This is a genomic window from Bradyrhizobium sp. SZCCHNR1015, assembly GCF_032489875.1.
Classification (GTDB): Bacteria; Pseudomonadota; Alphaproteobacteria; order Rhizobiales; family Xanthobacteraceae; genus Bradyrhizobium.
Genome location: NZ_JAUEYW010000005.1, coordinates 206,265 through 224,841 on the forward strand (window position 1 = coordinate 206,265; position 18,577 = coordinate 224,841).

General features: G+C 65.3%; 18 protein-coding genes. 3 read left to right on the top strand and 15 right to left on the bottom strand.

Annotated elements, in window-relative coordinates:
* Positions 1 to 51: 51 nt before the first annotated feature.
* The 11 genes from QX128_RS11005 to rpoZ form a co-directional block, all read right to left on the bottom strand.
* Positions 52 to 1,098, bottom strand: a complete 1,047-nt coding sequence (locus QX128_RS11005) for a DUF2278 family protein (protein ID WP_316237448.1) — start codon at positions 1,096 to 1,098, stop codon at positions 52 to 54.
* 30 nt (positions 1,099 to 1,128) lie between these two features.
* Entirely contained in the window at positions 1,129 to 2,877 is a 1,749-nt protein-coding gene (locus QX128_RS11010) for a phospholipase D-like domain-containing protein (protein WP_316237449.1), read from the bottom strand.
* A gap of 290 nt (positions 2,878 to 3,167) precedes the next feature.
* Entirely contained in the window at positions 3,168 to 3,908 is a 741-nt protein-coding gene (recO, locus tag QX128_RS11015; RefSeq protein ID WP_316237450.1) for a DNA repair protein RecO, read from the bottom strand.
* A 246-nt stretch (positions 3,909 to 4,154) separates the two neighbouring features.
* On the bottom strand, positions 4,155 to 4,535 hold the full coding sequence (locus QX128_RS11020) for a hypothetical protein (protein WP_315803997.1): 381 nt from the start codon (positions 4,533 to 4,535) through the stop codon (positions 4,155 to 4,157).
* A gap of 2 nt (positions 4,536 to 4,537) precedes the next feature.
* A complete protein-coding gene (era, locus tag QX128_RS11025) occupies positions 4,538 to 5,464 on the bottom strand; it encodes a GTPase Era (protein ID WP_316237451.1) in 927 nt (308 codons plus the stop codon).
* Positions 5,454 to 6,539, bottom strand: coding sequence for a ribonuclease III (rnc, locus tag QX128_RS11030; protein WP_316181908.1), 1,086 nt, complete (start codon positions 6,537 to 6,539; stop codon positions 5,454 to 5,456). Before rnc ends, era begins: the two co-directional genes overlap by 11 nt.
* Complete coding sequence (gene lepB / locus QX128_RS11035; RefSeq protein WP_315804000.1) at positions 6,536 to 7,297, bottom strand: signal peptidase I; 762 nt, start codon at positions 7,295 to 7,297, stop codon at positions 6,536 to 6,538. Before lepB ends, rnc begins: the two co-directional genes overlap by 4 nt.
* A gap of 287 nt (positions 7,298 to 7,584) precedes the next feature.
* Positions 7,585 to 8,004, bottom strand: coding sequence for a holo-ACP synthase (gene acpS, locus QX128_RS11040; RefSeq protein WP_315804001.1), 420 nt, complete (start codon positions 8,002 to 8,004; stop codon positions 7,585 to 7,587).
* The gene (locus tag QX128_RS11045; protein WP_316237452.1) at positions 8,001 to 8,783 is read right to left on the bottom strand and encodes a pyridoxine 5'-phosphate synthase; all 783 of its coding nucleotides are present in this window, start codon (positions 8,781 to 8,783) and stop codon (positions 8,001 to 8,003) included. The genes acpS and QX128_RS11045 overlap by 4 nt, the downstream gene beginning before the upstream one ends.
* An 81-nt stretch (positions 8,784 to 8,864) precedes the next feature.
* Positions 8,865 to 11,165, bottom strand: coding sequence for a bifunctional (p)ppGpp synthetase/guanosine-3',5'-bis(diphosphate) 3'-pyrophosphohydrolase (locus QX128_RS11050; RefSeq protein ID WP_316181904.1), 2,301 nt, complete (start codon positions 11,163 to 11,165; stop codon positions 8,865 to 8,867).
* A gap of 169 nt (positions 11,166 to 11,334) precedes the next feature.
* Entirely contained in the window at positions 11,335 to 11,727 is a 393-nt protein-coding gene (gene rpoZ, locus QX128_RS11055) for a DNA-directed RNA polymerase subunit omega (protein WP_006612728.1), read from the bottom strand.
* Between the two features lie 347 nt (positions 11,728 to 12,074).
* Here rpoZ and QX128_RS11060 point away from each other — a divergent pair, with 347 nt between their 5' ends.
* Both QX128_RS11060 and QX128_RS11065 read left to right on the top strand, forming a co-directional pair.
* Positions 12,075 to 12,728, top strand: coding sequence for an NYN domain-containing protein (locus QX128_RS11060; RefSeq protein ID WP_315804003.1), 654 nt, complete (start codon positions 12,075 to 12,077; stop codon positions 12,726 to 12,728).
* A complete protein-coding gene (locus QX128_RS11065) occupies positions 12,709 to 13,392 on the top strand; it encodes a uracil-DNA glycosylase (protein WP_315804004.1) in 684 nt (227 codons plus the stop codon). The genes QX128_RS11060 and QX128_RS11065 overlap by 20 nt, the downstream gene beginning before the upstream one ends.
* 17 nt (positions 13,393 to 13,409) lie before the next feature.
* On the opposite strand, the gene QX128_RS11070 is transcribed toward QX128_RS11065, so the two are convergent.
* Genes QX128_RS11070 through dapA form a run of 4 tightly spaced genes read right to left on the bottom strand, consistent with a single transcriptional unit; the run spans position 13,410 to position 15,858 of the window.
* Positions 13,410 to 13,991, bottom strand: coding sequence for a peroxiredoxin (locus QX128_RS11070; protein WP_315804005.1), 582 nt, complete (start codon positions 13,989 to 13,991; stop codon positions 13,410 to 13,412).
* Positions 13,992 to 14,047: 56 nt separating this feature from the next.
* Positions 14,048 to 14,521 (bottom strand): SsrA-binding protein SmpB, encoded by a 474-nt coding sequence (gene smpB / locus QX128_RS11075; protein ID WP_315804006.1) that lies wholly within the window; start codon positions 14,519 to 14,521, stop codon positions 14,048 to 14,050.
* A 1-nt stretch (position 14,522) separates the two neighbouring features.
* Positions 14,523 to 14,939, bottom strand: a complete 417-nt coding sequence (mscL, locus tag QX128_RS11080; RefSeq protein WP_316181903.1) for a large conductance mechanosensitive channel protein MscL — start codon at positions 14,937 to 14,939, stop codon at positions 14,523 to 14,525.
* A 28-nt stretch (positions 14,940 to 14,967) separates the two neighbouring features.
* Positions 14,968 to 15,858: a 4-hydroxy-tetrahydrodipicolinate synthase gene (gene dapA / locus QX128_RS11085; protein WP_316181901.1), complete on the bottom strand. Its 891-nt coding sequence runs from the start codon at positions 15,856 to 15,858 to the stop codon at positions 14,968 to 14,970.
* A gap of 333 nt (positions 15,859 to 16,191) precedes the next feature.
* Here dapA and QX128_RS11090 point away from each other — a divergent pair, with 333 nt between their 5' ends.
* Positions 16,192 to 18,546, top strand: coding sequence for a lytic transglycosylase domain-containing protein (locus QX128_RS11090; RefSeq protein WP_316237453.1), 2,355 nt, complete (start codon positions 16,192 to 16,194; stop codon positions 18,544 to 18,546).
* Positions 18,547 to 18,577 lie beyond the last annotated feature (31 nt).

An 18,577-nucleotide genomic window follows, 5' to 3' on the forward strand; every position in this document is an offset into this window, starting at 1 on the left:
CCAGCAGAGAGCCCACGCTTCGACGAGACGGCTCCGCCGCGCGACACGCGGTCACGACTGGAACGGGATGGTGCGGCCCGGCTGCGCCGCCTGTTCCCGCGTATAGGAGACGCCGTGCACCTTCACGCCTGCGGCATTCAACAGCGTGATGATGCCGCCCCGGTTCGACAGCGCGACCGGCGCGACGATGGACACCACCAAGGTGGCGCCGCGCGCGATCGTGCCGCTGAGCTGCATGGCGTTCTTCTGCTTGTCCTTGATCTGCCAGCCGGTGAGATCGACGTCGACATCGGCGGTGTTCAGCAGCGTGACCGTCTCGTGCTCCGGCGTGCGCACGTCGTTGACATAGGCCGCGATGATCCGCACCAGCCCGTCGGGCACGTCGAGCGGCGGAATGTGGTCGCGGTCGGGCGGCGTATGCGGCGCGTTCGGGTGATCGGGATCGGGCGGCAGGATGACCCCGCCGCTGACATCGTCCGAATGCCAGGCCTGGGTCTGGAACTTCAGGAAGATGGCGACCCATTGCTGCTGGTCGGGAAACTCGAAGATCAGTCCACCGTCCTGCCAGGGACCGTTGTCCCCGGCGTATTTGCCGGCCGGATTGCCCTGGTTGAAATGGATATCGTGGATACCGCGGCCGGGCTTGAAGCCGAAATAGCGGTCGGCCTTCTCCTCCGGTCCCCATGCGACGCCGAAGGCATAAATGAGAGCCGTCTCGTCGGACATGGCGCGCTGAACGTAGGCGTCGATTTTCTCGTTGAGATCGTTGTCGGGGCCCGCGGCCGACAGCGGCAGCGGCTTGAGCTCCCACGGCTGCATCAGATTGCCCCGGATGAAATCGAGCGCCACGCCGCCGGGCTTGCTCTCCAATGGATGCAGCCCCTCCGAAAACGCCTTCAGGCCGTCGACGATCGGATGTTCGAAGCGCGAGCGGACCAGGAACTCGACCTCGCTGCCGTCCTGGGAACGGACATTGATGGCGATGCGATAGAGCTCACCGTCGGCGGAGACCTGCACCTGATAGTGCGGACTGCTTCCCGACGCCAGACGATTGTTGATGGGCCGACCCTTGAGAAGCGAATAGTCGTTCAATGGCATGGTCGTCTCCAACTCTGTCCGTAACGATATCTAGGACGAGAACAGCAATCGATCGCGTTCGGCCTGCGAGCCGTCGACGTAGAAGCGCTCGAACCAGGCCGGCTTGCCGGACAACGCCGTCGGCTTGCGCAGCGTGATCGCCGCAGGCGCGGACGCGGAGCGCTGCCGCTCGGACTTGCCCTTGAACGCGTCGCGCATCCGGTTGCGAAACTGCAGGTGATCGAACACGCGGGTGGCCTCGATCGCATAGGAGGTGGCGATCTTTCGGTCCTCGATCATGATGAGGTGGTCGCCGTTGCCCTTCTCTCCGCTCGGCGAGAAGTTGCTCGATCCGGTGAACACTTTCGCGGTCGGCAGGCTGAAATCGGTCACCAGGAATTTGTGATGGATGTTGCGGCCCTTGCCGCCGGACCATTCGCTGCGGAACGGCTCCGGCGCCTTGCTCGCGAGATAGGCGAAATCGACGAGACCGATCGAGCCGTCGGGCTTGCGCAGCTCCAGGGCGCCGCGCTTGTCGACCGTGCCGTAGCTGAAGATCGGCCGCTCCATCACGCGGTCGAACGCGTCCTTGGTCGGACCGTCGCCGAGCTGGCTCAGAAACGCGACCGAGTAGAACACCGACGAGGTGGCCTGATCGATCGCGGCCCGGATCGGATTGAGCGAGAGATCGGTGGCCTGGTGCGGCGAGAAGCAGAGCTGTACGGTCGGCTTTCCCTCGGTATGGACGGCGTGCCACTTCTTGGAGAAATCATTCTTCCGGAAGACCGAGGGGTCCTCGAAGGCGATATCGAACATCTCGCCGAACAGCCCGGCGACATCAGGCGAGTGAAAGACCAGCATGTTGTTGGCCTGAATATAGAGGCCGCGGAAGGTGAAATTGGTCGAGCCGCACAGCACCTTCTCGGGCTTGCCGTCGCGGCGCGTGATCAGGACCTTGTTGTGCTGGAGGTTGCTGAAATGCGTGCGCAGCACGGCAGCACCCGCCTGCTTGAAGCGCTTGGCGCTGCGCGACTCCGCGCTGCCCGGCAGCTTGTGACTGTTATCCTTGGCATTGGAATCGTCGATGATCGCCCGCAGCCGCGGACCGAACTGCTCGAGCTGGCCGATCACATCGGGCTCGTTGAGGTCATAGGCCATCACGTCGAGCGTGAGCCCGGGATCCGCCAGGGCCTCTTTCAAGAAGCCGAACAGGAGGTCGTAGGCCTCGAACCCCAGCCACTCATAGACGCTGTCGCCGGCCTCGTTGGTGAGGTCGAGCTTGTCGAAGCCCGGCCCGTCGCGGCTCTCGACGGGAATGATCTCGGCATTGTTGCCGAACTGATCGCGATAGGCCTGAGACGAGGCGAAGTTGCGGGTGAAACCGACGTCGACCAGGCCGTCATAGGTCACGGCGCTCTGCGTGATGTCGAGCGCGAGGCTGGTCCCCGCCACCAGCGTGCCGTCGTTGCGCATGTGCTGCTTGGCGACACGATACGTATAGACTCCATCCTTGGGCCTGTAGGGAAAATGGATCCAGCGGAATTTCTGGAACGGCGCCTCGGTCGACGGGAAATTGCGGTTGCCGTCGACCGCCGCGCCGGCTCCGGCCGGGTAGGAAAACGCGATCCTGTTGCGCAACTGAGAAAAATCCCGTGCGCCCGGCGACTTCACTTCGATCGAGAATCCGACCAGGTCGGGTTCGGGCTCGGCAACGTCGAAGCCGATCATCGTCATGCGCTCGCCACGCCACAGCTTGGACGTGAACCCGTTGCTGGATTTGCGGTTCTCGAAATCGCTCATGATCGAAATGCCCCACGGTGATGAAAAAAGGCGCGCACGAAACGCATCTCGTCGAAGGGCTGCAATCTTCGCCAGGACCCGCGGCCGACGCAACCTCAAAATGATCTGAGAACTATCATCAACCAGGATTGTTGCACGATCCTGCGTCGGTCGTGTGAAGACGGATGTGAATGACGTCACAATCGGAGACGGTATCGGGATCAGCTTTGCCGCGATGCCCGCGGTGTCGTCAGTCTCGACGTTGGCGAACGAGCGCGCGGGCACATGACGACGAACGTCGAAAACGAGCCCTATCGCAAGGCGGGCCTTGCCCGCGTCACCGCGTTGATGAAGCCCTCGCGGGCGTCGGAATGGCCCTGCCCGCGCGGCTCCAGCACATGACGCAGAAGGAACAGGCCGGTCAGCCGGAAACCGTCGAGCAGATCCTGCTGCGACCAGCCATCGCCCTGCTCGCCCTCGCGCAGGAAGGGCGGCAACGGCAGCAGGCGGTCGGCCCATGGCGCGCCGGCCGTGCGCGACACCGCGCCGCCCGACTTCGGCGATACGTAGATCAGGTCCGAGGTCTCGCCGGTCGCAGCGCAGGAGTCGAGATCGAGCCCGAAGCCGAGTTCGGCGAGGATCGCCAGCTCGAAGCGCACGATGTGGACAGCGGCGCTGCCCACATCCTCGAAATCATCGAGCGCATGTTCGAGCCGCAGATACACGTCTTCGTGCGGATCGCGCTCCGGCAACAGCCGGGCCAGCGAGGCAAGATGCGTCACGCCGTAGGCGCCGTGTTGCGCGGAGATCAGCCCCGCCGCCCGCAAGGTCAGCGCGTCGATGGCGTACATGCCGAGGTGCTCGTCGAGCCGCGCGCGCCAGGTCGCGCGCACCGTGTTGCCCGGCTGCAGCACCGGCCGCATGCGCTTGCCGCTGGCCCCGCGCACGAGACCGAGATGCCGGCCATGCTCGCGGGTCAGCAGCTCGACGACAGCGGAGGATTCGCCGTGTCGCCGCACGCCCAGCACGATGCCATCGTCGGTCCATTCCATCTCACGAGCCGCCCAAATGATTCCACACGCGCTTGCCTCCTAGTGCCGGCCGCGGGTGGACAATCAACGTAGCTTGTGCGCGCTGCCGCCACAAAACTCGTCATTGCGAGCGCAGCGAAGCAATCCAGAGTCGGATCGCAGCCCTGGATTGCTTCGCTGCGCTCGCAATGACGTCTTGGTGGCCTTCTGCGCTAGCCCCCAACCTTGGTGGGCGCGCCGCGCTCTACGGCCCTTACGGTCAAAGCGTCACGCGTTGAACCAGCCGCGCGCATCGCCCGTGAACGAGTAGTAAAGACCCATCGTCGTCAGCGCGCAGGAGATGACCTCGATGCCGGCATCGAGCGTCATGCCCTTCTGGCCGATCACCTGCACCAGGGAGATGTCGGACAGCACCAGCGCCCCCAGCAGCACCCAGCGCGGCCAGTTCCTGCGGCGCTGCGCCGCCAGATAGACGAAATAGAACAGCAGCAGGATGACCACCCCGTTGAGCACGGTCTGCGCGGTGATCATGTCCTCGGTCATGTCGAAGGTCGGCGTCCGGTCCGACACCGCAACGGACAGCGCGTCCAGCATCAGCGAGATGTAGAGCAGCACTTCGAACCACAGCACGTTGCGCGGCACGCTCATTGTCATTCCCTGGGGAACTCGAGCCCCATCTCCCGGTAGCGGTCGGGATCGTCGCCCCAGTTCTCACGCACCTTCACGAACAGAAACAGGTGCACCGGCACGCCGGTGATCTCTGCGATTTCCTTGCGCGCCTGCGCGCCGATCGACTTGATCGTCGCGCCGCCCTTGCCGAGCACGATCTTGCGCTGGCTGTCGCGCTCCACGAAGATCGTCTGCTCGATGCGGATCGAGCCGTCCTTGCGCTCGGTCCAGCTGTCGGTCTCGACCGTGGACTGGTAGGGCAGCTCCTGATGCAGATGCGAATAGATCTTCTCGCGGGTGATCTCAGCCGCGAGGTGCCGCATCGGCGCGTCCGACATCTGGTCCTCGGGATAATGGAACGGACCGGGAGGCACCATCTCCGCCAAGGCCCGCCTGAGATCGTCGACGCCGTCGCCGGAGATCGCCGAGATCATGAAGGTGCGCGCGAACGACAGCTTCTCGTTGGCGGCCGCGACCAGCGCCAGCAGCTTCTCGCGCGGCACCAGGTCGACCTTGTTGACCACCAGGATCTTTTCGTGCGCGACCGCAGCCGCCTTGTCGATGATGGACTGCGCCTCGTCGTCGATGCCCTTCTTGGCATCGAGCAGCACGCAGACGACATCGGCGTCATGCGCCCCGCTCCAGGCCGTCGTGACCATGGCGCGGTCCAGCCTGCGCTTCGGCGTGAAGATGCCGGGGGTATCGACCAGGATGATCTGAGACGCCCCCTCGATGACGATGCCGCGGATCAGCGCCCGCGTCGTCTGCACCTTGCGCGAGACGATCGTGACCTTGGAGCCGACCAGGGCGTTGACGAGCGTCGACTTGCCGACATTGGGCGCGCCGATCAGCGCGACGAAACCGCAGCGGGTCCCGGCAGCCGGCACCGATTGTTGTTCAGCCGTCATTGCTGCCGCCGCTCACGCCTTCGCGCTCGATCATGACAGATGCCGCCACCTTTTCTGCCGCGCGCTTGGAGCCGCCGATGCCTTCGGCCGGCTCCAGCCCCGGCAGGTCGACGGCGACACGGAACTGCGGATCGTGATGCGGGCCGGTGCGCTCCACCTCCCGGTAGACCGGGGTCGGCAGGCCCTTGCCCTGCGCCCATTCCTGCAGCACCGTCTTCGGATCGCGCAGCGGGCGCCGCGGCTTGTGCATGCGCTCGGTCCAGTTGCGCTCGACGAAGCCCGCCGCGGCGGTGTAGCCGCCGTCGAGGAAGATCGCGCCGATCACCGCCTCGCAGACGTCACCCAGCACCGACTTGCGCAACCGCGCCCCGGCGCCGGCGCCGACCGCGCCGAGCTTGATGTCGTCGAGCAGGCCGAGCGACTTGGCGACGTCGGCGCAGCTCTCCTTGCGCACGAGATCGGCGAGCCGCTTCGACAACTCCCCCTCGTCCGCGCTCGGAAACGAGCGGTACAGCATGTCGGACACGATCAGGCCGAGCACGTGGTCGCCGAGAAATTCGAGCCGCTGATAGCTGTCGCCGCGCTTCTTGGACGATTTCAGCGCCGAGACGTGGGTGAAGGCGGTGCTGAGCAGCGACGGATCGGCAAAGTGATGGCCGATGCGCGCCTCGATCGCCGCATTGGCGGCCTTGTCCGCGGCCTTGGCGCCCTTGGCGGCGCCGGTCCCCGCGCTCTTGGCACGGCGGCTGCCCTTCGCCTTGCTGCGCGCTTTGCCGTCGGATTCGGCCTCGGCAACGAGCGCGGTCGGGTCGGCCCCATCGTCGGTCGGGCCAGCGGACCCCGATTCGGACTCGACGGTCTTCATGTCCGGCTTGGAGACCGGCTTCGCCTCGGTCCTGGAATCGGCCTTTGGCTCGGTCTTTGGCTCAGTCTTGGGCTCGCTCTTCTGCTCGGGCTTGATCTCAGACTTCGGCCGCGACACAGCCTTGGGCGACGCCTCCAGCGCACCCGTGCCGGGTTGCGGGCTCGATGCGGCAGCCTGCGTGGTCTGGATATCGGGTGAGTCGTCGATCATCGCACGAATTTGAAGATTCGATTCCAGCGCACCGATACCGGCCAGCGCCAGAACGCCCAGGCATGCTCGCCTTCGGCAATGGAAAAGAAGATCAGCTGCGCACGGCCGACGATGTTCTCGAACGGCACGTAGCCGACCTGGCTGAGGAAGCGGCTGTCGGTCGAGTTGTCGCGGTTGTCGCCCATCATGAAGAAGTTGCCGGCCGGCACGGTATACACCGCGGTGTTGTCGACATAGCCGTTGTCGACGCAGTCCAGCGTCTCATAGCTGACGCCGTTCGGCAGCGTCTCCTTCCAGCGCTTGACGCGCGCGGTCGAGTCCGGCTGCCCGCAGGGATCCTCGCCGATGAAGTCGGACAGCCGCTCGCGCTGCACCGGCTTGTCGTTGATGTAGAGCAGCCCTTCGCGCACCTGGATGCGGTCGCCAGGCAGGCCGATCACGCGCTTGATGTAGTCGGTGGTATCGTCCTTCGGCAGGCGAAACACGACGATGTCGCCGCGGTTCGGCTCCGAGCCGAAGATGCGGCCCGAGAACAGCGGCGGCGACAGCGGGATCGAGTAGTGGCTATAGCCGTACGAATATTTCGATACGAACAGATAGTCGCCGACCAGCAGGGTCGCCTTCATCGATCCCGACGGGATGTTGAACGGCTGGAACAGGAACGTACGGATCACCAGCGCGATCAGTAGCGCATGAACGACGACACGAACGGTTTCACCGAGGCCGCTCTCAGTCTTGGTTCCGGAGGTCACGCTCATCGCTCTTTCAATGTCCCTTGGCGAATGGTCCGACGATTCGCCAGCCGTTGCCGAACACCCCTCCGTCCGCGAACACCATACCGTTCCGCGGCTTAAGGGAGTCTGTCCTGATTCTGGTGGTTAAGGCCAACTCCGGTTTGACCCAGAATCCGCCCGTGATGCAGCCGGTTCGATCCCGGCGGGTTTTAGACGACTGCGCGGGGCCGCGCAATCAATCGCCGCATCAAAACTACATAACTCGCTGAAATCGATCGCATTTTTGTTTTTCCTGCTGGGGCGGCCGCCCGTCAGGATGTCTCGCGGCGCACCGCCGAAATTATGACGAAGGCTTGCGCCAGCGGCCAGTCGTCGGTGATCGATAGGTCGATGCGCGGCTCGTGGCCCTCGGGGGTCAGCGCCTTCAGCCGTTCGGCCGCGCCCCCCGTGAGCTGCATGGTCGGCCGGCCGCCGGGCAGATTGACGACGCCCATGTCGCGCCACCACACCCCCTGACGGATCCCGGTGCCGAGCGCCTTGGCGCAGGCCTCCTTGGCGGCGAACCGCTTGGCGTAGGTGGCGACCACCATCTTCTCGTTCTTGGCCCGCCGCTCCGCCTTGGCGCGCTCGGCCGCGGTGAAGATCCGGTTCAGGAAGCGCTCGCCGTGCCGGTCCATCACCTCGGCCACGCGGCGGATGTCGATCAGGTCGGAGCCGATGCCGATGATCATGCCGCCGTCCCCAACCGCGCACGGCCGCGATCCATCGCCGCGCGCATGGTGCGGACGGTCTCGGCGAGGCCCACGAACAGCGCCTCCCCCATCATGAAGTAGCCGATGTTGAGCTCGACGATCTCCGGCAGCGTCGCGATCCGCTCGGCGGTGGCATAGTCGAGCCCGTGGCCGGCATGGACCTCGAGCCCGGCTGCATAGGCCTGCCGGGTGCCGGTGACGATCCGCTCCCACTCCGCGTCCGCCTTGTCGTGGTGGCCGTCGGTGACGGCATCGCACCAGCCGCCGGTGTGGATCTCGATCACGGGCGCGCGCAGCCGCGCCGCCATCTCGATCTGCGCCGGGTCGGCGGCGATGAACAGCGAGACCCGGATGCCGGCATCGCTCAGCCGGGCGATCGCCGGCGCCAGCGCGTTGTGCTGGCCGACCACGTCGAGGCCGCCCTCGGTGGTCAGCTCCTCGCGCCGCTCCGGCACCAGGCAGCAGGCATGCGGGCGCGTCGCAAGCGCGATCCGCACCATCTCCTCGGTGGCCGCCATCTCGAAGTTCAGCGGCTTGGAGATCTCGGCCTTCAGCCGCGCCATGTCGTCGTCGCGGATGTGCCGGCGGTCCTCGCGCAGATGCGCCGTGATGCCGTCGGCCCCGGCCTCGATCGCAAGCAGCGCGGCGCGCACCGGATCGGGGCTGCGGCCGCCGCGGGCATTTCGCAAGGTGGCGATGTGGTCGACGTTGACGCCAAGGCGCAGCTTCGGAGGATGTGACTTCGACGGATCGGACATGGGCCGGCTCGCAGGACTTTCGAGTAGACTACGGCTTGTTTAGCGCATCCCGAAGCAGAACGCCGCAGCCATCCCCGCAGATTAGCCATTCACCCGGTCGACCCGCGCCACGATGGTCTTGGCGCGCAACTGGTTGATGATCGCCGAGAGATGCTTGAGGTCATAGACCTCGAGATCGATCGTGAGCTCGGTGAAGTCAGGCGAGCGGCGGCTCATGCTGATGTTGTCGATGTTGCCGTCATGCTCGGCGATCACGGTGGCGACCTGGGCGAGGCTGCCCGGCTCGTTGACGTTCTCGACGCGAATGCGCGCCGGAAAGCGCTGCGGCGAGGTCTCGTCGACGTCCCAGCGCACGTCGAGCCAGCGCTCTGGCTCCTCCTCGAAATCCTTCAGCGCCGGCGACTGGATCGGATAGATCGTGATCCCCTCGCCCGGCGTCACGATGCCGACGATGCGGTCGCCCGGCACGGCACCGCCGTTGGGCGCGAACTTCACCGGCAGGCCGGAATTGAGCCCGCTGATCGGGATGGCAAACGGGCCGCGGTGGGGCTCGGCCGCAGGCGCGGCAGCCTTGGCTGCCGGCGCGGCGGCCGTCTTCTTGGCGCCGTAGCGCACGACGCGCTCTTCCTTGTAGTCCGGATACATTGCGCGCGCGACGTCGGAGGCCTTGATCTCGCCGCGGCCGACCGCCGCCATCACGTCCTCGATCGAGGCGCGCGCCAGACGCGGCAGCGCGCCCTTGAGCTTGTCGTCGGCATATTCGAGCTTGGTCCGCTCGAACAGACGTTCGACGATGCGCCGGCCCAGCCCGGCATATTGATCGCGCACGGCGGTTCGGGTGGCGCGCCGGATGGCGGCGCGTGCCTTGCCGGTGATGGCGAGCGTCTCCCAGGCCGAGGGCGGCGCCGACTGCGCGTCCGAGGTCAGCACCTCGACCTCGTCGCCGTTCTGCAGCTCCGACGACAGCGCGGCGAACTTGCCGTTGATCTTGCAGCCGACGGCGCTGTTGCCGACGTCGGTATGCACGGCATAGGCGAAGTCGATCACGTTTGCGTGGCGTGGCAGCGCGATGAGCTTGCCCTTCGGCGTGAAGCAGAACACCTGATCGTGAAACAGCTCGAGCTTGGTGTGCTCGAGGAACTCCTCCGGATTCGCGCTCTCCGACAGGATGCCGATAGTGTGGCGCAGCCAGGCGAAGGCATTCGATTCGCGCTTCAGCCGCTCCGTCGGCGAGGCGATGTCGTCCTTGTAGAAGGCATGGGCCGCGATGCCGAGCTCGGCGATCTGATCCATGTCCTCGGTGCGGATCTGCAGCTCGACGCGCTGCTTGCCCGGGCCAATCACGGTCGTGTGGATCGAGCGATAGTCGTTCTGCTTCGGCGTCGAGATGTAGTCCTTGAACCGGCCGGGCACGACAGGCCACGTCGTATGCACGATACCGAGCGCACGATAGCAGGATTCGAGATCCGGCATGATGACGCGAAAGCCGAAGATGTCGGACAGCTGCTCGAACCCGATGGATTTGCGTTCCATCTTGGTCCAGATCGAGAATGGCCGCTTGCGGCGACCGAACACCCGCGCCGTCAGGCCATGCTCGCGAAACTTGCGGGCCAGCTGGCTCTCGATCTCGCCGATCAGGTTGCGATTGCGCTCCGCCAGCGCATCGAGCCGCTGCATCACCACGCTGTACGCCTGCGGGTCGAGCGTCCGGAACGAGAGATCCTCGAGCTCCTCGCGCATCTCCTGCATGCCCATGCGGCCCGCGAGCGGCGCGTAGATGTCGAGCGTCTCCTCAGCGATCCGCCGCCGGGATGCCTCCGGCACGAACTCCAGCGTGCGCATGTTGTGCAAGCGATCGGCGAGCTTGACCAGCAGCACACGCACGTCGTCGGCGATCGCCAGCAGGAGCTTGCGCAGATTCTCGGCCTGCTTGGCCTCGCGCGAAACCAGCTCGAGCCGTTTCAGCTTGGTCAATCCCTCGACGAGCGCACCGATCTCGGGGCCGAAGAAGCGGTCGATCTCGGCGCGGGTCGCCTCGGTGTCCTCGATCGTGTCGTGCAGCAGCGCCGCGACGATGGTGGCGTCGTCCAGCTTCAGGTCGGTCAAAATGGCCGCGACCTCGAGCGGATGCGTGAAATACGGGTCGCCGGACGCGCGGGTCTGCGACCCATGCGCCTTCATGGCGTACACATACGCGCGGTTGAGCAGATCCTCGTTCGTATCCGGATTGTAGGAGCGGACCCGTTCCACGAGATCGTACTGTCGCATCATGCGGGAGCGCGGCTTCGGCGGCCGCGGCCGCTCAGCCGGCGGCGAAGGCGCCAACGCGGCCGATTCGGCCGCCGCCTGCATCTGCTGAGGAGTGTGGCCCGAAACCACCATGGAAAATGACTAAACCTTTATCTTCGTGACCAAATCTGCCGGATGGCAGGCGTTTGTCGCAGCCCTATGGTAATCACGGAATCACGTTCAAATGCAAAGGCCCGGACGTGGTCCGGGCCTTCACATTCTCACAAGTTAGCTGGAGCTCGCGCTGACGGTGACGAGACCGTCACTCGTCCTCTTCCGGCTGCTCTTCCGGCGGAGCGAGGCCCTCGAGGCCCTTCAGCAATTCTTCCTCGGTCATGCGCTCGACGGCGACCTCGGTGTCGTCGGCATCGACGCTGGCACCGGCCGAGCCGATCAGCGGCACCGTGTCCGGCTCCGGCTCGTCGACCTCGACGAACTTCTGCAGCGAATGCACCAGTTCTTCCTTCAGATCCTCGGGAGAAATGGTCGAATCCGCAATTTCCCGGAGTGCGACGACGGGATTCTTGTCATTATCTCTATCAATTGTAAGTTGTGATCCCGACGAGATCATGCGCGCGCGATGCGCGGCCAGGAGAACCAGGTCGAACCGGTTGTCGACTTTATCGATACAATCTTCCACAGTGACGCGCGCCATTGTCGCTCCGGTCCTTTGTGTGCTTAATATGCTGATTATGCTGGGCTAGTTATAGAGGCTGGCTGGCTTTCGCAAGGCAAAACTGGCGTCAGGGTTCGGTAAGGGGCAAGGAGTACCGAATTCGGCAACCTTGACTGGCGCTCCGTCCAGACCCGCGGAATTCGGGCCTTGGACAAGAAAACGCTTCATTACGTCGTCACAAGTACGCCTTTGTTGCCCCGATCACTCCGGTTTGCGGTAACCTCACACCAGATGGACCGCCGACGCCTTGGCAGTATCTTGAAATGGAGTGCGCGACCGACTGGAGTCGCGCCCAAAATAGAATCTAACTGAACGCGAGACACTGAATGTCATCTTCGACCAACAAGATTGCGCTCTTCATTGACGGCGCCAACCTATACGCCACGGCCAAGACGCTCGGCTTCGACATCGACTACAAGCGCCTGCTCAAGGAATTTCAGAGCCGCGGCACGCTGCTCCGCGCATTCTATTACACCGCGATCATCGAGGATCAGGAGTACTCGTCGATTCGGCCCTTGATCGACTGGCTCGACTACAACGGCTATACCGTCGTCACCAAGGCGACGAAGGAGTTCATCGACGCCAGCGGCCGACGCAAGGTCAAGGGCAACATGGACATCGAGCTCGCCGTCGATGCCATGGAGCTCGCCGAGCATATCGACCAGATGGTGCTGTTCTCGGGCGACGGCGACTTCCGCTCGCTGGTCGAAGCGATGCAGCGCCGCGGCGTTCGCGTCACCGTGATCTCGACCATCTCCAGCCAGCCGCCGATGATCGCCGACGAGCTGCGCCGTCAGGCCGACGTCTTCACCGACCTCATGGAGTTGCAGTCCAAGCTCGGCCGCGACCCGTCGGAGCGCCCCGCCCCGCGCGAGCCGCGCCACCATTCCCCGCAATTCCTGCAGCGCTCCACCACGCCGGCCGCCCGCGCCACGACCACCGCCACCACCACGCCCAACGATGACGATTTCGAGGACTAGGCGGACGGGCACTCAGCCTGCGCCGCCTGCCCTGTCTTCGACCAATCCCGATCGAGACTGTCCGCTGTGCCCTCGCCTCGTGGAATTCCGCGAGGCGCAGCGCGCGCGCGAGCCGTCATGGTTCAACGCGCCTGTGCCGTCGTTCGGTGATCCCGATGCGCGGCTGTTGATCGTCGGGCTCGCGCCGGGGCTGCAGGGCGCCAATCGGACCGGGCGTCCCTTCACCGGCGACTATGCCGGCGAGCTGCTCTACGGGACGCTGCTGCACTACGGATTTGCGAAGGGCCGATTCGAGGCACGTCCCGACGACGGGCTGACGCTGGTGGATTGCCGAATCAGCAACGCGGTGCGCTGCGTGCCGCCGCAGAACAAGCCGCTGCCCGCCGAGATCAACCAGTGCCGGAGCTTCCTCGGCGCCACCATCGCCGCGATGCCGCGGCTGCGCAGCATCGTCGCGCTCGGCCGCATCTCCCACGACACGCTGCTGAAGCTGCTGGGCCTGCGCGCGGTCGCGGCGCCCTTCGCCCACGGCGCCGTGCACCAGGCCGGCGGGATCAGGCTGTACGACAGCTATCACTGCTCACGCTACAATACGAACACCGGCGTGCTCACGACCGAGATGTTCCACGCCGTGTTCGCGCGTGTGAAGGCGGATCTGGATTAGGTCGGTCCGCCCCATCCTCACGCGGCGACGCGGTTGTCCTTCAGCCACGCCAGCACGTCGCCCGCGTTCCTGTCCGGAGGAAACACCGGATAGAACACGTGGGTGATGCAGGCGTCGTCCACGATCATGGCAAGCCGCTTGATCATGGTCAGCCCGGCGATCTCCATCGTCGGCAACCGCAGGGCATTGGTCAGCTCGAGCTTTTCGTCCGACAGCACCGGAAACGGCAGGTGCAGGCGCGAGGCCATCTCGGTCTGATAGGCATTGCTCTGCGTCGACAGGCCGAACACATGCGCGGCGCCTGCCGATTTCAACTCGCCGAACAGGTCGCGGAAGCTGCAGGTCTGCGGCGTGCAGCCGCGCGCACCCGGGATCATGTCCCAGTCCTCGACCAGCGACACCTTGCCGGGTTCGCCGGTCCGCGGATAGGCGAACACGACGGTCCGTCCCGGCAGATCGGACAACGTGACCAGCGTGTCGTCGGTGGCACGCAGTCCGATCGCGGGAATGATCGTCCCGACCAGATGATCGGCTGCGCCGTCGTCGGTCGGAGCCGGAATCCGGCTCCAGTCGACATCCAAGAGGTTCTTCTGATTCATCGGATGCTGTCCCAAGGCTCAGGCGTGCCGCCGAGGAGCGCGCGGCAAAGGTCTCGTTAGCCGCGCGCCCGCAGCAGCCGGCCCTTCTCGCGGCCCCAATCGCGCTTCTTTTCGCTCTCGCGCTTGTCGTGCAGCTTCTTGCCCTTGGCGACGGCGAGCAGCAGCTTGGCGCGGCCACGCTCGTTGAAATAGAGCTTGAGCGGGATCAGCGTCATGCCTTCGCGCTCGACCGCGCCCATCAGCTTGTTGATCTGCTTGCGATGCAGCAGCAGCTTGCGCGGCCGCTTCGGCTCGTGATTGAAGCGGTTGGCCTGCAGATATTCGGGAATGTTGGCGTTGATCAGCCAGATCTCGCCGTCGCGCGAATCCGCATAGGATTCCGCGATCGTCGACTTGCCGCTGCGGACCGACTTCACCTCGGTGCCGGTCAGCGCGATGCCGGCCTCGATGGTGTCCTCGATCGCATAATTGAACCGCGCCTTGCGGTTCTCTGCGGCGACGGTGATCTTGGGCTCGTTCTTGTCTGCCACGTCAGGCCTTCTTCAGGAGATCCCTGATTTCGGTCAGAAGCTCGACCTCGGGTGTGGGCTTCGGCGGAGCGGCCGGCGCAGCCTCCTGCTTCCGCTTCAACGTGTTCATCAGCCGGATGACGATGAAAAGAACGAAGGCAACGATCACGAAGTTCAGCGTGATCGTCAGGAAGCTGCCATAGGCCAGCACCGCACCCTGCTTCTTCGCATCGGCAAGGTTGCCGGCATTTACCGCTTTGGACAGCGGGATAAAGTAGTTGGAGAAATCGAGGCCGCCGGTGACCGCGCCGATGATCGGCATGATGACGTCGCCGACCAGCGAGTTGACGATGGCGCCGAACGCCGCGCCGATGATGACGCCGACCGCGAGGTCGACGACGTTGCCCTTCATCGCGAATTCACGGAATTCCTTCAACATGCTCGCATCCCCCTCAAGATACGTCGGCTCAGTTGATCAGTCCGGCATGAACCATCGCCTCGCGCACCGCGACCCGGGTCGGCTCCGACACCGGCACCATCGGCAGCCGCAGCTTCTCCTCGATCTTGCCGAGCAGCGACAACGCGTATTTCACCGGCGCCGGGTTGGACTCGATGAACAGGTTGGTGTGCAGCGGCATCAGCTTGTCGTGGATCTTCAGCGCGGTGGCGACATCGCCCTTCTGCCAGGCCTGGTGGAATTCCGAGCACAGCCGCGGCGCGACGTTCGACGTGACGGAGATGCAGCCATGGCCGCCATGCGCCATGTAGCCGATGATCGTCGCATCCTCGCCCGAGAGCTGGTTGAACTCCTCGCCCATCGCGGCGCGCTGCTGCGACACCCGCACCATGCTGGCGGTGGCGTCCTTCACGCCGGCGATGTTCTTCAGCTCGAACAGGCGCTTCATGGTGTCGACGGACATGTCGATCACCGAGCGCGGCGGAATGTTGTAGATGATGATCGGAATGCCGATCGCGTCGTTGATCGCCTTGAAGTGCTGATACAGGCCTTCCTGCGTCGGCTTGTTGTAATAGGGCGTCACCACCAGCACCGCGTCCGCCCCCGCCTTCTCGGCGTGCTGGGCGAGCTCGACCGCCTCCTTGGTCGAATTGGAGCCGGCGCCGGCCACCACGGGGACCCGCCCCTTGGCCTCGGCAATGCACCACTCGACCACCCGCTTGTGCTCGTCATGACTGAGCGTCGGGCTCTCGCCCGTCGTGCCGACCGGCACGAGGCCGTTGGTGCCCTCGTCGATCTGCCAGTTCACCAGGCTGCGAAAAGCGGCTTCGTCGACGGACCCGTTCTTGAAAGGAGTGACCAAGGCGGTGAAAGAACCCCGGAAATTCGTCTTGGCTGCCATGAAACTCCCTCCCAAACGCCGTTTGGCCCCTGTGCGAGCCACTTCATACCGGGTCTACCGACGGGGCGGAAGGCCCGCCCGCGGTTGGGCTGCCTTCTCAACAGGCACACGAATCGCCCTGCCGCGCCCGCGACAGCCCGGCTCGCACACTCCGCACCGGGCAACCACGCTTCTCGGAACCCCCAGGCCGGCCACACGCCGCCCTTCGGTCGTGATTTCGCCGCGGTGTTGGCGCAGGTTGCAGTCCTTCCCAGTATATTTAGGATTTGTTCACCTTTTCGATAGACCCATGTTGGTCAGGGGATCGAAGTCATCCGCCGCAAAAGGAACGCCGTGCCCTTTTCTGCCCGCGCCACTGCATTGCGATCGACCGCCCTGTCGGTGTCACTCTCGGTGTCCTTGGCCGCCGGCCTGACATTCGGATGGGCTCTCGCCGGACATGGCGCCCTCGCCAAGGACCAGGCCGCCAAGTCCAAGGTTTCAGAGTCCAAGGTTGCGGGATCCAAGGCTCATACGGCCAAGGTTCCCGTGCCGAAGGCGCGTCCGATCGCGCGCGGCGCGGTCCCCAAGACGAACACCAACGAGGCGGCCGGGACGAAGAGCAAGGTCGACGCGCACGCCGAGGCGAAGGCCGAGATCAAGAACACTCCCAAAGGCGCCGGCGCGGCGCCAAGGGACATCACGCCCGGTGCCGCGGCTGCGGCCCTGCCGGTCCGCCAGCATGCCGCCCTGCCCGCCTCCCGCAAGCCCGTGGTGCCGGCTGCGATCGCTGCGACGTCCTCGACCTCGCAATCCGACAAGGAGGCGCTCGAAAACGTGATCGAGCTCGTCCGCAAGCGCAAGCCCGGCGACGCCAACGAGGTCGTGCAGGCGATCTCGGATCCCGTCGCGCGGAAGCTCGCCGAATGGGTGATCCTGCGCAGCGACAACAACAATGCCAGCGTCGAGCGCTATCGCGCATTCATCACCGCCAATCCGTCCTGGCCGTCGCAGACCTTCCTTCGCCGCCGGCTCGAGGCCGCGTTGTGGGACGACAAGCGCGACGATTCCGTGGTCTGGTCGTGGTTCGAGAACGAATCGCCGCTGTCGGCGAAGGGCAAGTTCGCGCTGGCCCGGGTGATGCTCAATCGCGGCGACCGCGCCAACGCCGAGCGCCTGGTGCGCGACGCCTGGCGCAACGACGCGATGTCCGAGGAGACCGAGAACAACATCCTGGACCAGTACGGCGCCCTTCTATCGGGCGGCGATCACAAGGCGCGGATGGACACACTGCTGTATGGCAGCGAGCACGAGGCGGCGATGCGCGCTGCACGGCGGCTCGGCTCGGGCCACGTGGCGCTCGCAAAGGCGCGAATCGCGACCTACCGCAAAGCCTCCAACAGCCAGAGCCTGCTCGATGCCGTGCCGCGCGAGCTGCACGGCGATGCCGGCTACATCTTCAGCCGCATCCAGGTGCTGCGGCGCGACGAGAAGTTCGCCGAGGCGGCGCAGTTGATGCTCAGCGCGCCCAGGGATCCCGGCCGCCTGCACAATCTGGACGAATGGTGGATCGAGCGCCGGCTGCTGGCGCGCAAGATGATCGACACCGGCGAATATAAGAGCGCCTATCTGATCGCCCGCGACGCGGCGCTGCCGAACCGCGACATCTACAAGACCGAGCAGGAATTCACCGCCGGCTGGATCGCGTTGCGCTTCCTCAACGATCCGGCCACGGCGGCCCAGCACTTCGCGCGCATCGGCGTCGGCAGCGTCAATCCGACCACCCTGGCCCGGGCCGGCTATTGGCAGGGCCGCGCGGCCGAGGCAATGGGGCGCATGCAGGAGGCGCGCGCGGCCTATATGTCGGCGGCCGAGCAGTCCACGAGCTATTACGGCCAGTTGGCGCGGGCGAAGCTCGGCCTGCCGCAGCTCGGCCTCAATGCCGCGCCAAGCGGCCGCGGGCGCGGCGTCGAGCGGCTCGAGGTGGTGCGCGCGGTGCAACTGCTGTACGAGCTCGACGAGGGCGAGGTCGCGATCCCGATCTTCGCCGACATGGGCGACAACGGCGACCCCGACGTCCTGGTCGGAATCGCGGAAGCCGCCGCGCGAAACAGCGATGCGCGGGCGATGCTGCTGGTCGGCAAGGCCGCGCTCAATCGCGGGCTGCCGTTCGATCATTACGCCTATCCGGTCACCGGCATTCCTGCGTTCCGCTCGCTCGGACCGGAGGTCGAGCCGAGCGTGGTCTTCTCGATCGCGCGTCAGGAGAGTGCCTTCAACCAGGCGGTGGTCTCGCCGGCCCAGGCCTATGGGCTGATGCAGGTCACGCCGGATGCCGGCCGCTACGTCTGCAAGCGCGCGGGCGTCAGCTTCGATCTGAACCGGATGAAGACCGATCCGGTCTACAACGCGCAGCTCGGCGCGGCCGAGCTCGGCGGCCTGCTCGAGGACTATCGCGGCTCGTACATCATGACGTTCGCGGCCTACAATGCCGGCCGCGGCAGCGTGAGGAAGTGGGTCGAACGCTATGGCGACCCGCGCGATCCGAAGGTGGACGCGGTGGATTGGGTCGAGCTGATCCCCTTCGCGGAGACCCGCAACTACGTGCAGCGGGTGATGGAGAACCTGCAGGTCTATCGCGCCCGCTTCGGCGGCGGCTCGCGGCTACAGATCGAGGCCGATCTGCGCCGCGGCGCTGTGATGGAGTAGCGAAACCGACATCGGATCGTCGTCAATCGCT

Bases quoted from the DNA above. Each gene is read 5' to 3' on its own strand.
- QX128_RS11010 (WP_316237449.1), bottom strand. From the start codon at position 2,877: ATGAGCGATTTCGAGAACCGCAAATCCAGCAACGGGTTCACGTCCAAG.
- lepB (WP_315804000.1), bottom strand. From the start codon at position 7,297: ATGAGCGTGACCTCCGGAACCAAGACTGAGAGCGGCCTCGGTGAAACC.
- rpoZ (WP_006612728.1), bottom strand. From the start codon at position 11,727: ATGGCGCGCGTCACTGTGGAAGATTGTATCGATAAAGTCGACAACCGG.
- QX128_RS11070 (WP_315804005.1), bottom strand. From the start codon at position 13,991: ATGAATCAGAAGAACCTCTTGGATGTCGACTGGAGCCGGATTCCGGCT.
- QX128_RS11060 (WP_315804003.1), top strand. From the start codon at position 12,075: ATGTCATCTTCGACCAACAAGATTGCGCTCTTCATTGACGGCGCCAAC.
- QX128_RS11065 (WP_315804004.1), top strand. From the start codon at position 12,709: ATGACGATTTCGAGGACTAGGCGGACGGGCACTCAGCCTGCGCCGCCT.
- QX128_RS11045 (WP_316237452.1), bottom strand. From the start codon at position 8,783: ATGTCCGATCCGTCGAAGTCACATCCTCCGAAGCTGCGCCTTGGCGTC.
- mscL (WP_316181903.1), bottom strand. From the start codon at position 14,939: ATGTTGAAGGAATTCCGTGAATTCGCGATGAAGGGCAACGTCGTCGAC.
- acpS (WP_315804001.1), bottom strand. From the start codon at position 8,004: ATGATCATCGGCATCGGCTCCGACCTGATCGACATCCGCCGCGTGGCC.
- QX128_RS11020 (WP_315803997.1), bottom strand. From the start codon at position 4,535: ATGAGCGTGCCGCGCAACGTGCTGTGGTTCGAAGTGCTGCTCTACATC.
- QX128_RS11050 (WP_316181904.1), bottom strand. From the start codon at position 11,165: ATGGTGGTTTCGGGCCACACTCCTCAGCAGATGCAGGCGGCGGCCGAA.
- recO (WP_316237450.1), bottom strand. From the start codon at position 3,908: ATGGAATGGACCGACGATGGCATCGTGCTGGGCGTGCGGCGACACGGC.
- dapA (WP_316181901.1), bottom strand. From the start codon at position 15,858: ATGGCAGCCAAGACGAATTTCCGGGGTTCTTTCACCGCCTTGGTCACT.
- era (WP_316237451.1), bottom strand. From the start codon at position 5,464: ATGACGGCTGAACAACAATCGGTGCCGGCTGCCGGGACCCGCTGCGGT.
- rnc (WP_316181908.1), bottom strand. From the start codon at position 6,539: ATGATCGACGACTCACCCGATATCCAGACCACGCAGGCTGCCGCATCG.
- QX128_RS11005 (WP_316237448.1), bottom strand. From the start codon at position 1,098: ATGCCATTGAACGACTATTCGCTTCTCAAGGGTCGGCCCATCAACAAT.